Here is a 14,574-nt window from a genome sequence, read left to right on the forward strand (position 1 = left end):
CGGTGCGCGCGGCACAGGCCGGCGCCGAATCAAGGCCGGAAATATTATCTGGATTTGCGTTGCGGCCGCTACGACTTTTTTCAGGGACGTTGCTGGAGTAGCATCGGTAGCCCGTCAGCCGTAAGGAGCGATCCCTTGTCCGCCAAAACCGATTTTCCAGATGGCCTTGCCCGTTGCGGCTGGGTGGACACGTCCGCCGAATACATGGCCTATCACGACACCGAATGGGGCCACCCCGAAGGCGACGATCGCGCGCTGTTCGAACAGCTTTGCCTTGAAGGTTTCCAGTCCGGGCTCAGCTGGCGCACCATCCTGAACAAGCGCGAGGCCTTCCGCCGCGGCTTCGCCAACTTCGACCCGGCCAGGCTTGCCAACTTTGGCGAACACGAAGTCCAGACGCTCTTGGCCGATCCGGGCATCGTGCGCCATCGCGGCAAGATCGAAGCCATGATCAACAACGCGGCGCGCGCGCTGGAAATGATCGACCGCGAAGGGTCCCTTGCCGCGTATTTCTGGCGCTTCGAAGCGCCGCCCTCCAAGGTATCCACCTACGGCGCCTCGACGTCCGAACAGTCCGAAGCCCTGTCCAAGTCGCTCAAGAAACTGGGCTGGAAGTTCGTGGGGCCGACCACGGTGTACGCCTTCATGCAGTCCGTGGGCATGGTCAACGACCACAGCCCCGGCTGCCATTGCCATGCGCTCGTCGAAAAGAAGCGCAAGGCGTTTGTTCGGCCGGGTGGCCGGTCAGCCTAGGGCGCGGTCTGCACCGGCGCCTGTGTGGGCAAGCTGTAGCGCCCCTCGCGGTAAGCCCAGCTTGGCCACAACGCGTGGGCCAGCGCCTCGGTTGCCAGTTCGGCGTTCAGCGGCGCGGGCGCGTAGTCCTCGGGCGCCGTGTAGCGGTACTGCACCGGGGGCTTGTTGGGCGCCAGCACCAGCAGGTCGTCTCCCTTCAGATACCCATAGGTGCTGTCGTACTGCATGATGGCGCGTCCGGGCGTGCTGCGCGTCAGGTCGTGGCCGATCATCGGATGCTCGGTATCCACGCCAATCAGCGACAGCAGGGTGGGCGGCAGGTCGATCTGGCTGATGATGCGGTCGTCGCGCCGCGCCTCGATGCCGGCGCCCAGGATCACGGCAGGAATGTGGAAGTGGCGTACCGGCACCAGGCTGGCGCCGAACACGCGCGAGTCATGGTCGGCCGCCACCAGGAAGACCGTGTTTTCCCAATACGGAGACGCCTTGGCGCGTTCGAAGAACCGGCCCAACGCCCAGTCGGCGTAGCGCACCGTGTTCTCGACGGTGGCGGGATTGCCGTCGGTTTCGATGCGGCCCGCCGGGTACTCCCAAGGCGTATGGTTGGACACGCTGAACGCCAGCGTGAAGGTCGGCTGGTCGCCGTCTTCGCGCAGCAGGCGGTCAAGCTGGTTGAACATGTCCTCGTCCGACGCGCCCCACGTGCCGACGAACGCGGGGTCCACGAAATCGGGCCGGTCGACGATCTGCTTGAAGCCGTTGCCCAGGAAGAAGCCCTTCATGTTGTCGAAGTGCGACTCGCCGCCATAGATGAACCGCGAGTGATAACCGTGGCGCCCCAGCAGGTCGGCCAGCGAAAAGAACCCGCGCTGCGAGCGTGGCAGTTTCAGCACTGCTTGCGCGGGGGTGGGCAGGAACCCGGTGGTGACGGCTTCCAGTCCGCGCACCGAGCGCGTGCCGGTGGCGTAAGCGCGCGTAAACGTCCAAGCCTCGCGCGCCAGCGCGTCCAGCTCCGGCGTCAGATTGGCGCCGCCCAAGGCCGCGCTGTACTGCGCGCCCAGGCTTTCTTCAAGGATGATGACCAGATTGAGCGGGCGATGCGTCTTGCGCGTGGCCGGCTGGCGATGCAGGCTGGGGTAATCGGGATTCGGCGGCGGATACGGCAGCCCGGACTTCGCCAGCACCAGGGCGTGCATCTCGTCGTCGTCCATGCCGCCATATACGGCGGAGGCCGACTTCTCGTTCTTCATGCTGTAGACCGCATAGAACACGTTGTACAGCGAGTTCAACGCCAGGGTGTTGAGCATGCCGTCGGAGCTGTAGGCCACCGAGGACGGGTTAATGGGACGGTGGCCCAGCGTGCCGCGGATGGCCAGGATCACCACCGCCAGGATCGCCACGCTGGCTAGCGGCATCTGCCACCACGTCAGCGGCGCATCCGGACGCGCGTGGCCCAGCAGCGCCCAAGCGCCCCAGCCAATCACCGCCAGCGCGCCCAGTCCGCCCAGCAGGGCGCCCTTGTAGCCGCGCCACAGCATCCCCGAGACTTCGCGCGGGTGCTTCAGGTATTCGACGAACAGGCGGTTGGGGCGGGAGTCGTATTCGATGATGAAGGGCGGCGTCGCCACTTCCAGGAACGCCAGCAGGACGAACGCCACGATGTACCAGACAGCGGTGATGTCCGCCGCCACCGGGATGTGGCCGAATAGCGGCGACAGCACGGCCGGCAGCGCTGCCAGCACCGCGATCTGATGCGCATCGATGCGCAGTCCCCGCAGCAGCAAAGGCGCCAGGCCGCCTGCATTGCGCACGCGCTGCCACTGCCAAAGCGCCAGAGCCAGGCGGCTGAGCGTCAGCAGCGCGAAGGCCGCCAACACGAATATCAAAGTCGAGTGCCGCATCGGGCCTCCAGGTTGTCCTGCACTTGCGCCCGGTCAGGGCGGATTTGGTCATTTGGCATTGGAACCGCGCCGGCGTCAAAAATTCGGCAACCGGGCCGGATACGGTTACTACGACCCGGCCGCAGTCGTCTCTTTTTGTAACGGCGCGCACCTTGCACGGGCACGCCGCTTGCTGCGCAGCGGTGCGGACGTTCGCGCCGTTGGCATGCCTGCATCGCGAGTTCGCCCGGAAAAATCCGCACACATTATGGCGTCGTTCCGTCCGACCGTCGCTGCCGGCCGCGATACCCTGGGGTAGTGATCCGGCCAGCGCAGTTCGGCCGGGCAGCAAAGCCAAGGATAGTAACCATGACGCGAACAAGAAAAATAGCGATCGGGATTGTAGGGGGCATTGCCCTGCTGGTGGCGGTAATGGTGATTGTGATCGCCACGTTCGACTGGAACCGCGCCAAGCCCATGATCAACGAACGGGCCACGGCGGCCATGGGCCGCCCGTTTGCCATCAACGGCGACCTGAGCGTGCGCTGGCAGCGCGAGGCGGGAGAGGGCGGCTGGCGCAGCTGGGTGCCGTGGCCGCGTGTGGTCGCCAACGACATCACCATCGCCAATACCGAATGGGGCAAGGCGCCGCACTTCGCCACCCTCAAGCGCGCGGAGTTCAGCCTGTCCCCCTTGCCGCTGCTGGCCCAGCACCTCGTCATCCGTCATATTCAGCTGACCGAGCCCGCGGCTGACCTGGAAAGGCTGGAAGACGGCCGCGCCAATTGGGTCTTCACGCTGCCGGAGTCCGGCGAGCCGTCCCCGTGGGTGCTGGACATCAATGAGATTGGCTTTGACAAGGGGCGGGTGGGCTATGACGACGAAGTCATGAAGGCCGACCTGACTGTGCTGGTCGATCCGCTGGGCAAACCCGTGCCATTCGCGGACGTGGCCGGTAAATCCTTCGTGCCCGAGGACGGTTCGGCCGGCGCGCCGCGCGACTACGTGTTCGGATGGAAGGTCGACGGCAAGTACAAGGGGCTGTCCACCAAGGGCGAGGGCAAGGTCGGCGGCATGCTGGCCTTGCAGGATCCCAAGCAGCCGTTCCCCTTGCAGGCCGACGTGGCCATCGGCGGCACGCGCGCCTCGATCGCGGGCACCCTGACCGATCCCGTGCATCTGGGTGCGCTGGACCTGCACCTGAAACTGTCCGGCTCGTCCATGGCGCAGCTGTATCCGTTGACGGGCGTCACGCTGCCGGACACGCCGCCCTACAGCACCGACGGTCACTTGGTGGCCAAGCTGCAGAACCCCGGCGGGGCGGTGTTCGACTACAAGAATTTCAACGGCAAGGTCGGCGACAGCGATCTGCATGGCGACATCAGGTTCGCGCTGGGTGCGCCCCGTCCCAAGCTGACGGGCAAGCTGTCGTCCAAGCTGCTGCAAATGGCGGACCTGGGCCCGCTGATCGGCGTGCCGTCGGGCGGCGGTCCGAAGGCCGACACGGACAAATCCAAGGACGCGCCCGCCAAGCCCAAGGGCGGCAAGGTTCTGCCCACGCAGGAGTTCCGCACCGACCGCTGGCGCGACATGGATGCGGACGTGTCGCTGGACGCGGCGCGCATCGTCCACGACAGCAAACTGCCGCTGTCCGATCTGTCGGTCCACGTCATCCTGCAGGACGGCAAGCTCACGCTTGATCCGCTGCGCTTCGGCATGGCCGGCGGGACGATGAATACGACGGCGCGACTGGACGGCTCGAAAGCGCCGCTTACCGGCCGCATCGACATGCACGCGCGCCGGTTGCAGCTCAAGCAGCTGTTTCCGTCTGCCGAAGCCATGCAGAAAACGCTGGGCGAGCTCAACGGCGATCTGGCGATCAGCGGCACTGGCAACTCCGTGGCGGCCCTGCTGGGCACGTCGACGGGCGACGTCAAGATGCTGGTCAACGACGGCGTCATCAGCCGCAGCCTGATGGAGCTGGCGGGACTGAACGTCGCCAACTATGTGGTCTCCAAACTGTTCGGCGACGATGAAGTGAAGATCAACTGTGGCGCGGCCGACCTGGAGCTGAAACGGGGCGTGATGACGCCGCGCGTCTTTGTGTTCGACACCGACAACGCGTTGATCACCATCACCGGCTCGGCCAGCTTCAAGGACGAAACCCTGGATCTGGATATCGACCCGGACAGCAAGGGCTTTCGCATCTTCTCCTTGCGCTCGCCGTTGTACGTGCGCGGGACGTTCGGTTCGCCCGACGTGGGCGTGCACGTCGCGCCGTTGGCGGCGCGCGGCGCGGGCATGGTGGCGCTGGGCGTGCTGCTGACGCCGGCGGCCGGGCTGCTGGCGCTGATCGCGCCTAGCGCGAATGACGACAATGCTTGCGGACCGTTGCTGGAGCAGATGCGCAAGCCGCCCAAGGCGCCTGCGCCGGCCAAGAAGTAAATAGGCAAGAAGGCCGGCACATTGCCGGCCTTCTCACTGTCATCGGCGTGCGACGCTAACGCTCAGGGCATCGTCCGGAATCCCTCCGGCGTGGTGTCGTCGGCCGCACAGACCCTGTCGCGGCCGTGATTCTTGGCGTAATAGAGCGCCTGGTCCGCGCGCTCGAACACGGCTTCCAGTGTCGGGCCCTGGTCCGGGTAATGCGCCACACCCACGGAGATCGTGATGGAAGCGGGCAGGGGCGAGCCTTCCGTGAAGGCCAGGCGCGCGCGCAGGCGCTGCGCGATCCCGATGGCCGCCGCCATGCTGGCGCCCGGCAGCAGCATGACGAATTCCTCGCCGCCCGGCCGCGTCAGCACGTCGCCGCTGCGCGATCCCTCGCGCATGACGCCGGCCAATGCCTGCAAGGCCTGATCGCCCGCCGCGTGGCCGTAGCGATCGTTGATGCGCTTGAAGTGATCGACGTCGATCGCCACGATGGCCACCGGCGTACCCTCGGCGCCCAACAGCGCCAGCGCCTCGTCCATGCCGCGGCGGTTCAGAAGGCCCGTCAGCGTGTCGGTCGTGCTCTCCTGGCGCAGGTCGCTGAGCTTGTGGTGCATCGACGCCAGCCCCGTCAGCAGCGCGCGCCGCAACTGCGCGGCCTCGAAATACCATGAACGCACGGCGCGGATCCGATCCGCGGAATCCGGGTCCTGCATGCGCTTGGCAATACTTGCCATCTGCCCCAACGGGCGTGCGATCCAACGCGACAGCAGCCATATCAGAACGACCGATAGCATCAGCAGCGGCAGGGTGTTGCGGACCGTGGCCATCAGCAGGTCGGCCAGCGGGCGCAGCGTGCTGTCCACCGGCCGCTGCGCGATGATGCTCCAGCCGGTGCTGGGAACCGGCGCAAAACCGGCCAGCATGTCGCGGCCATCGCTGTCGATGAAGCGCTGTTCCCCCGTTTCGCCGCGCCGTGCCGCGGCAAAGGTGTCGTTGTCGGGGGCGGGCTTGCCCAGCCGCGCGCGGTCCGGGTGGTAGATCAGCGTGCCGTTGCGGTCGATGACATAGAGAAATGAACCATCGCGGTAGAAATGCTCGTCCAGCAAGCGGTCCAGCACGTTGTCTTCGTGCAGGTAGAGCGACCCCGCGATGAATCCGAGGTAGCGGTAGTCGCGCGAAAAAATCGGATGGGTATAGAGGATCTGCCAGCGCCCGTTGCTGGCCTTGAAAGGCTCGCTGATCGTGGGCTGGCGGACGGCGAGCGCCTGCTTGACCGCATCGCTGACCAGCTGGTGTCCCAGCAATTGCGGATACGACGGTGACACGGCCAGCACCTTGCCTTGCGGCGACGCCACGAAACTTGAATTGAAGTGGCCCATCTGCTGTTCCAGCCGCCGCGTCTCCGCCGCCATGCGCTCGGGGTGGCTTTCCATGTCGGCCAATTCGTCGGCGCTGTAGGAAAGGTAGCGGTGAATGTCGTTCAGCAGCGCATTGGTGGTCAGCGCCAGCTTGGACGCATAGATGCGATTCGTGTCCATCGCATTGCGCAAGAGCAGATCGCGCTGCACCAGATAACTGGCATGCAAGCCGCCCGCAAGCACCACAAGGACCGACAGCAGGCTGATCCACAGGATGAGACGCCGCAGGTCGACACGAAACATGACGGCATCCGTCAGCTGCGGGCGCGGCCCGGCGGATCGCCGGAAGGCGGCGACGCGTCGCAGGCAAGCGCGTCCCAGGCGCGCATCGCCTGCCGGGCCACCGCCTGCAATGTCTTGCGGCTGGCGCCGTCGCGCGCCTGGATCGACATGCCATGCAGCACCGTCGTGTAGAACGCGGCCAACCCCTTCAAGTCAGTCCCGGTGGGCAGTTCACCCTGCGCGGCGCCCGCGGTCAGGCGGGCAAGGATGCGGCTTTGCATCTCGCGCCGGTTGTCCCCCAGAAAATGCCCCACGCTGGCCTGGTTGTCGCAACCGGCCGGTGCGCCCAGCACGATCATGCAGCCGGGAGGCAGGCCCGGCGCCGTGAAGCGCTCGGCCGAGGCAAGCAGCATGGCCTCGATGGCGTCACGCGCGGTCGGCGCCGCCAGCAGCGCGCGCCGCGCCGAACCGCCTTCCGTGTCGCGATACAACTGGACGGCTTCCCGGAAAAGGCCTTCCTTGGAACCGAAGGCGCCATAGAGACTGGGCGAGTTGATGCCCATCGCTTCCGTCAGATCGGTCAGCGATGCCCCTTCATATCCCTTCGACCAGAACACTTCCATGGCCTTTTGCAAGGCTTGGTCCCGGTCGAAGTTGCGCGGGCGCCCTCGTTCAGCCATGCCGGGGATTTTACCCGTGCCGACTATTTTGTGTTGATCGATAAAAAATTCATTGACCGGCCATCACGCGCCCGGCGATGATATTTGTACCGATCACTACAAAACGAGGTTTGACCATGCAGAACTTGAACGGCAAAGTGGCGTTCGTCACCGGCGGCAGCCGCGGCATCGGCGCCGCCATCGTGCGCCGGCTTGCGGCCGACGGCGCAGACGTGGCCTTCACGTACGTCAGCGCGTCGTCGGCCGGGCCCGCGGAGGCGCTGGTGCAGGAACTGAAGGCGCAGGGCCGCCGCGCCGCGGCGATCCAGGCGGATTCCGCCGACGCCGCCGCGGTCAGGCGCGCCGTGGAAACCGCCATCCGCGAACTCGGACCGGTGGATGTGCTGGTCAACAACGCCGGCATCTTCCTGGCCGGGCACATCGCGGACAACACGTTGGACGACTACGAGCGGATGATGGACATCAACGTGCGCGCGCCCTTCGTCGCCATCCAGGCGGTTCAGGCCGCCATGCCCGATGGCGGACGCATCATCAACATCGGCAGTTGCCTGGCAGCGCGCGCCGGCCGGGCAGGCGTCGCGCTGTACGCGGCCAGCAAATCCGCGCTGGTGGGCCTGACGCAAGGCCTGGCCCGCGACCTGGGTCCGCGCGGCATCACCGCAAACGTCGTGCACCCCGGTCCCATCGACACCGACATGAACCCGGCCGACGGCGACCGCGCCGCCGACATGGTGGCGGTGCTGTCCTTGCCCCACTACGGTCAAGCCGGTGACATCGCGGGGATGGTCGCATTTTTGGCAGGACCCGAAGGCCGCTACATCACGGGCGCGAGCCTCGCGGTGGACGGCGGCTACACGGCTTGATGCGGTTCGTCGAAACTTTTTCGCCACCCGACTTGCACAAATAAAAAAAGCCCCATATAATCTTTCTTCTTCGCAGCACACACATAACGAAACGCTACGGCGCACCGCGCGGCAGCAGATCAAAGTGAGTGACTCGCAGGGCTGTTAGCTCAGTTGGTAGAGCAGCGGACTCTTAATCCGTAGGTCGAGTGTTCGAGCCACTCACAGCCCACCAGAATTCTCTAGTAGTATCAAGCGCTTAGCCCACCGGAAACGGTGGGCTTTTTGCTTTCTGGGAATTTTGACCGCACTTCTAACGCACTCCGGTGTTTTGGCGGACTCTGGCAGCGACCTTCAAGCGCTGTTACAGAAAAAATTTCTGCCTCCATTTGCTGGCAGTTTTCGGCAAATCGGAGCCCGCGAAGCAAGGGCCCTCCCGCGTTGGCGCTTATACCTCAATCCTCAAATTGTGAGATAAGCAGCATGGCTAACATTCAGAAGCGCGGTGAGTTCCAGTACCAGGCAGACATTCGTCGTAAAGGCTTCCCGCGGCAGACCCAGACGTTCTTGACCAAAGACGACGCCGAACGGTGGGTGCGACAGCACGAGGGGCAAATGGACGAGGGGAAATTCAGAGATCTCCGCCCCGTCGCGAAACTGACCCTCGGCGATGCCTTGGACCGCTACATGGACGAAGGCGTCCCGACCAAGGCCGTAGGTGGGCAGCGCAATGAGCGCAATCGAATTCGACTGCTGAAGAATCATCCGCTGGCCAAGCGTGAGCTGAGCACTCTTTAGTCCTCTGACTTTGCCAAGTACCGCAATGAGCGAACCGCGCAAGTAGGCAGTGCTAACACGGTGCGGCTGGAGTTGGCGCTGCTCTCGCATCTGTACACGATTGGCAAGAAGGAGTGGAACTGGCCACTCGACAATCCCTTGAAGGACGTGAGGCGACCGTCTGCGCCGGAGGGCCGTGAGCGTCGGCTTCGTGGGGATGAAGAGGCCCGGCTCCTCTCGAGAGTCAGCGACGAGCGCGTTCGGCAACCAGTCTGGCTGGAAGCATGCATTCGACTCTCGCTCGCCACGGGTTTGCGTGCCGGTGAACTCCTGACTCTCGAGTGGTCACAGGTTGATCTGAAAGGCAGCGTCAGGAACCTGACAAAGGCGCGCAACGGCAGCAAGCGGTCAGTGGGCTTGAACCTCGAGGCTGTACGCGTCCTTCAGAGCCTTCCTCGTTCGACCGAGAAGGTCGTCAAGGGCTATCACGAGACCGGCAAGCTGGATTGCGATTTCAAGGTTGCTTGCGTTGCGGCTGGCTTGGTCGACTTGCACTTTCACGATCTTCGTCACGGAGCGGCGACTCGCTTGGCTCCGCACATGATGCCTCCGGAGCTGGCCAAGATTATGGGCTGGAAGACCTTGCAGATGGTCATGCGCTATTACAACCCTTCGCCTAGCGAATTGGCTTCAAGGATGAGGGCTGTGGAGGCTGCGCGCAGTGGGGGGAGTATTGAGCCAGAGGCCTCGTCGGCCAAACATGTCATCGTCGTCGCTTCTTCCTGCGATTCCTAGGACGGTTCGTTCGCACTGCTCGACCTGAGGCGAGCGGTAGCGGAATTCTATGTGTCGAGTAGAACGTGTGTGGCCAAAGCCCCAGCACTGAATCTCAGCTTGCGTCGTTGATCCAAATTGACGAGCGTATAACCTGCTGTGTACGCAGAGAGTAGGTTGGTATCAACGCTCAAAACGATGCGTGTGGATGACCCATTGGCGGCTTCATCGAGGTTGACCAGGTTGCTCTCCCATCTGAATCCGCTGTCGTGCACGACGCTCACACGCGCAGCGGCCAAACCTTGCAAACTCGTCCGCAGGGCCTGACAGTTCTTTCTGTGGCAGGTCTTATCCAGCCGCTTCAGTAAGGCGTTGGCAGAAACGTCAATCGGAATGCGAGATGCATTTGGTTGTCGGGTGGCCAGGAATGCAGTTCTGAGCAGCTCCATCCACAAGGTCGCTTCAGCTTGAGTTAGCTAACTGCATGCCGCCTTGCTGAAAGATCTGATAGCCACGGACCGATTGCAGGAGTGAGTTCTCGGTGAACTCTCGCCGATTCTTCAAATTCGCAGGCTGGCTTGCAAATATCGCTGAACGAGCCAGAACGTTTGGGATCGCAGCCCGAACATTTCCTGGTGTCAAGTGTGGAGTTAGCCAAACATCCTGCGCCCGGGGGTGATCGGGTTGATTACTCATGACTCGCGCAAAAAGTTTTATTGATTATGTATAGCTTCGCAAGGGGGGCATGCCGCTTGTCTGACTTACGGAAATCCGAGTTTTTTCGACTGGGAGTAGCAACGAGGAAGTTTCTAGTGGGGATCGGACTGGCTCCGATGCGGGTCAGCATGCCTACGGGCGGAGGCAAGGGCGGAGGGAAGCAGAATTCCTAAGCAGGGGGCCAGGTTGCGTTAATCGAGCGGGACTGCCCGATCTGCACGGAAAATCTCCTTGTAACTCAGGCCTGTTTTCGAGAACCAGGCGCCGTTCTGGGTACTCCTAACTAAAGGAGTTCTTTAACTAAAAGATCCATCTCCCCTGGATGGTCGATTCGCGTCATGCGAGTGGTGATCTGTCGTGAAAAGATAGCTTGCTAGGTTTCGAGATGGGATGCTCGCACCTCTGGTTAGCCGTGCGAAAACACTGGCTTACCAGATGAAGTGAGGGGGGGGCAGTCTACTGAGGTCGGGCGTCGCTGACTATGCGGCCTAGCGCGTGTTTGATAAACTTGCCTATCGCTGAATTCGACGATAAGTCCGCCCGGGGTGACATTATGGGCGAGGCTTGGGGGCAGAACTGGAGTCACTTAGCATCGCTGTCCAGTTGAGCGGGGTGCCTCAAACTGAGGCGCAATTCGCAAATTGCATTTTGCGGGCTCCGTTCCGATGGCTTTCTTTTGGGCCCACGCAATGCGTGGGCTTTGCTTTTGGATTCTATGGGGTTTCCGAAGATTTCAACGGACCGGTTTTTTCACGCTGCACCTCGATAGTGCTTGGGAGTGTCATAAATTTTGTGTTTGGGGCCTAACATGTTGCTCAAGGAGCATGTATGGCTACCAAGAAAAAGACACCGCTGAGGGAACTGCCGGCGATTCCCGCAGAGTTGGTTGATCAATTCGTCAAAGGCCCTATGACCGCCGAGGCGGTGCAGGACCTGTCGATGGCGTTCAAGAAGGCGCTGATCGAACGGGCCCTGGGAGCGGAATTGGGCCACCACCTGGGCTATCCGGCGGGCGGCGAGCGCCCCGAGCAGGCCACCAATCAACGCAACGGCAAGAGTTCCAAGACAGTCCTGACCGATGACGGGCCGCTGCGGGTGGAGATCCCACGCGACCGCGATGGCAGCTTCGCCCCGATCCTGATCCCCAAGCACGAGCGCCGCTTTACCGGGTTCGACGACAAGATCATCGCCATGTACGCCCGCGGCATGACGGTGCGCGAGATCCAAGGGTTTCTGCTCGAGCAGTACGGCACGGAAGTCTCGCCGGAGTTCGTCAGCTCGGTGACCGACGCGGTGATGGACGAGGTCACGGCCTGGCAAACGCGGCCTCTGGAGACGATGTATCCGGTGGTGTTCTTCGACGCGCTGCGGGTCAAGATCCGCGAGGACGGCGTGGTGCGCAACAAGGCCGTTTACTTGGCGCTGGCGGTGTTGCCAGACGGCACGCGCGACATCCTGGGCCTGTGGATCGAGCAGACCGAAGGCGCCAAGTTCTGGATGAAGGTGTTCAACGAGCTCAAGACCCGCGGCACGCAGGACATCCTGATCGCTGTCACTGACGGTCTGAAAGGCATGGAGCAGGCGCTGAACGCGGTGTTCCCGGCCACGACGCTGCAGACTTGCATCGTGCACCTGATCCGCTCCAGCCTGGAATACGCCAGCTGGAAGGAGCGCCGGACGGTGGCTGCGGCGCTAAGGCCGATCTACACGGCGGCGACCGTGGAGGCAGCGCTGGCCGCGCTCGTGCAGTTCGAGCAAGGCCCTTGGGGCCAACGCTACGCGCCGATCGTTGATGCATGGCGCCGGGCCTGGGACCGTGTGATCCCGTTCTTTACGTTCCCACCGGCGATCCGCAAGGTGATTTACACCACCAATGCGATCGAGAGCATTAATGCCCAACTGCGCCGCGCGGTGAAAACGCGAGGTCACTTCCCAAGCGACGAAGCGGCCACCAAGCTACTGTGGCTGGTCTTGCGCAACATCACCGGAGCCTGGGGCAGCGCCACGCACGACTGGAAGGCCGCTATGAACCAGTTCGCCGTGATTTATGCAGAACGCTTCACCGACCCGTATCGCTGAGATAGCATCCATAAGCCTGATAGAAACAACTATCAGGCTTCTAACGCCTCAAACACAAAAATACTGACACTCCCTAGTGCTTGGTTAAACCGACGAATGACTGCCGCACCGTACGTTAACAATCCAGCGCCATTGCGCCAAAATCCATGAGCCGTTTTAATCCGAATCATCCGAATGCAGCGCAGGTATTTCAGGCTGCACAGGATTTCAAACAGCAATGCCTGATCAATCAGCAATCGCTCTTTCTACCTGACCAGGAGATCTGGACAGTGCCCCATTTCCAGAGTCTGACCACGAACTTCGTGGACCAGCCGGATACGGGAGACGGCACGTTCTATCAAAAGCTCGAATTGCAGTTGGCCACATGCACGGCCTTAGACATCGCGCTGATGACCGAGATATTCTGGATTGTCCAGCTTCCCGCGACGAATCTGCGACCGCAAAAAAAAATGAAGCGGCTTGAAGGGATATGGAATATCAAGCCTGCAGCGCCCTTTCCCTTTCAGTCAAGTTTTCTTGATAAGCCGGTGCTTTCGGGGCTAGGGAGCGCGGGCCCCGGATACAACCAGTACCTTCCATCCGAGATGGCGTTCGCAGTTCAGGCCTTCGCCGCACTCGTCGCCATGGCGCCGTCCACGCGCACGGCACTATTGAATGGCAGCGGATCCGACTTCGCGGACTGGCTACATTCCATTCCGTCAGGTAAGGGCAGACAGCTTTATCACACGCTGTGTCACGTGCTGTTTCCAGACTCGTTCGAGCGGATGTTCAGTCAGAACAACAAGAACAAGGTGATGCGGGCGCACAAGATCTGGACAAAGGCGATGGTTGGCAATCGCCCGTTGCAAGATGCTGCGCTGCTGGATTTGCGCAGCAAGCTGGAGATCCAGTTCCCCGGCGCAGTTGACTACTACAGCGAGCCGATAGGTACGCTTTTGAAGAGGAAGCCTGAAGGCGAAGACGAGCCTGAAGGCGACGATGAGGAAAGCGATAGCACTCCGCCACCTCTTCGAGTTTCTGACAATGTAATCTTCTATGGGCCGCCCGGAACCGGAAAGACATACCAGATGCAGGAGCGCATGCGCGAAGCTTTCGAAGCAGGTGAGGACTTCACGTTCGTATCGTTCCACCCGAGTTACTCATATGAAGAGTTCGTCGGCGGATTGAGGCCGACCGCCGCACCGGACGGCAACGGGATCGCCGTGACCTATGAAAAAGGCCCGTTCCGGAAGCTCTGCGAACAGGCGCACGCGGATCCGAGCCGACGCTTCACACTCTTCATTGACGAGATCAACCGCGCGAACGTGGCCAAGGTCTTCGGCGAACTCATCACGTTGATTGAACCGTCCAAGCGCGCGAGGGCGGGAAGTGAACCGAACGAAGGCAATGGGACTTGGGTTAGGCTGCCGGGCTCAAGGGACGAAGATTTCGGCGTGCCCGACAACCTCGACATCGTTGCATCCATGAACACGGCGGATCGATCCGTAGCCACGATGGACGTTGCGTTGCGGAGACGCTTTCGTTTCGTGGAGTGCCCGCCGCAGCCCGAACTCATCAGCAATTCTCCAGCCCTCGGCCTGATCGATCTCCGCAAGCTTATGACGCGGCTTAACGACCGGCTAGAGTTCATGCTCGACCGCAACCATGCTATCGGTCACGCGACGTTCATGTCCATCGACGGCTTGCCTGAATTGCGGAGGCGGCTCGCCGAGCGCGTTATTCCGCAGTTGCAGGAATATTTTTTCGACGACATGGAAAAGGTGCGCCTGGCATTGACGGGACGTGACACGTCGAGCGTTTTCTTCCTCGCGCGAAAGCTCACGTCGGCCATGCTCTTTCCAGGCGGCGCGCATCTCGTCGGGAGCGCGCCGCGCGTGTCGCTTTCTGTGGGCAATCCGTCCTCGTGGACCGAGGCGGATATCGTCAAGTTGTACGACGACGGCACGGCGATCGCGCCGGATATGCCAGACGAATCGGCAACATTCTGACGCAAGACCAG

At 62.3% G+C, this 14,574-nt stretch carries 10 protein-coding genes and 1 tRNA gene; 8 read left to right on the forward strand and 3 right to left on the reverse strand.

What is annotated here, in order from left to right; all coding sequences use genetic code 11:
* Positions 1-135 precede the first annotated feature (135 nt).
* Positions 136-753, forward strand: coding sequence for a DNA-3-methyladenine glycosylase I (locus tag H4P35_RS03715; protein WP_226848137.1), 618 nt, complete (start codon positions 136-138; stop codon positions 751-753).
* Here H4P35_RS03715 and H4P35_RS03720 read toward each other — a convergent pair.
* On the reverse strand, positions 750-2,654 hold the full coding sequence (locus H4P35_RS03720; RefSeq protein WP_226848139.1) for an LTA synthase family protein: 1,905 nt from the start codon (positions 2,652-2,654) through the stop codon (positions 750-752). The genes H4P35_RS03715 and H4P35_RS03720 overlap by 4 nt on opposite strands.
* A gap of 348 nt (positions 2,655-3,002) precedes the next feature.
* Between H4P35_RS03720 and H4P35_RS03725 the strand changes: the two genes are divergently transcribed.
* The gene (locus tag H4P35_RS03725; protein WP_226848141.1) at positions 3,003-5,078 is read left to right on the forward strand and encodes an AsmA family protein; all 2,076 of its coding nucleotides are present in this window, start codon (positions 3,003-3,005) and stop codon (positions 5,076-5,078) included.
* Between the two features lie 62 nt (positions 5,079-5,140).
* Here H4P35_RS03725 and H4P35_RS03730 read toward each other — a convergent pair whose 3' ends face one another.
* Both H4P35_RS03730 and H4P35_RS03735 read right to left on the reverse strand, forming a co-directional pair.
* Positions 5,141-6,727, reverse strand: coding sequence for a diguanylate cyclase (locus tag H4P35_RS03730; protein ID WP_226848143.1), 1,587 nt, complete (start codon positions 6,725-6,727; stop codon positions 5,141-5,143).
* A gap of 11 nt (positions 6,728-6,738) precedes the next feature.
* Positions 6,739-7,386: a TetR/AcrR family transcriptional regulator gene (locus H4P35_RS03735; protein ID WP_226848145.1), complete on the reverse strand. Its 648-nt coding sequence runs from the start codon at positions 7,384-7,386 to the stop codon at positions 6,739-6,741.
* A 116-nt stretch (positions 7,387-7,502) separates the two neighbouring features.
* On the opposite strand from H4P35_RS03735, the gene H4P35_RS03740 reads away from it, so the two are divergent.
* The 6 genes from H4P35_RS03740 (at position 7,503) to H4P35_RS03765 (ending at position 14,563) form a co-directional block, all read left to right on the forward strand.
* A complete protein-coding gene (locus tag H4P35_RS03740) occupies positions 7,503-8,249 on the forward strand; it encodes an SDR family oxidoreductase (protein WP_226848146.1) in 747 nt (248 codons plus the stop codon).
* Between the two features lie 138 nt (positions 8,250-8,387).
* Positions 8,388-8,463: transfer RNA gene (locus H4P35_RS03745), tRNA-Lys, on the forward strand.
* A 248-nt stretch (positions 8,464-8,711) separates the two neighbouring features.
* Positions 8,712-9,026, forward strand: a complete 315-nt coding sequence (locus H4P35_RS03750) for a hypothetical protein (RefSeq protein WP_226848148.1) — start codon at positions 8,712-8,714, stop codon at positions 9,024-9,026.
* A gap of 72 nt (positions 9,027-9,098) precedes the next feature.
* Positions 9,099-9,800, forward strand: a complete 702-nt coding sequence (locus H4P35_RS03755; RefSeq protein ID WP_226848150.1) for a site-specific integrase — start codon at positions 9,099-9,101, stop codon at positions 9,798-9,800.
* Positions 9,801-11,324: 1,524 nt separating this feature from the next.
* Positions 11,325-12,575 (forward strand): IS256 family transposase, encoded by a 1,251-nt coding sequence (locus tag H4P35_RS03760; protein ID WP_226846268.1) that lies wholly within the window; start codon positions 11,325-11,327, stop codon positions 12,573-12,575.
* Positions 12,576-12,721: 146 nt separating this feature from the next.
* Positions 12,722-14,563 (forward strand): McrB family protein, encoded by a 1,842-nt coding sequence (locus H4P35_RS03765; RefSeq protein ID WP_226848152.1) that lies wholly within the window; start codon positions 12,722-12,724, stop codon positions 14,561-14,563.
* Positions 14,564-14,574: the final 11 nt, after the last annotated feature.

This window comes from Achromobacter sp. 77 (genome assembly GCF_020541125.1).
In the GTDB taxonomy this organism is placed as follows: Bacteria; Pseudomonadota; Gammaproteobacteria; order Burkholderiales; family Burkholderiaceae_B; genus Achromobacter; species Achromobacter mucicolens.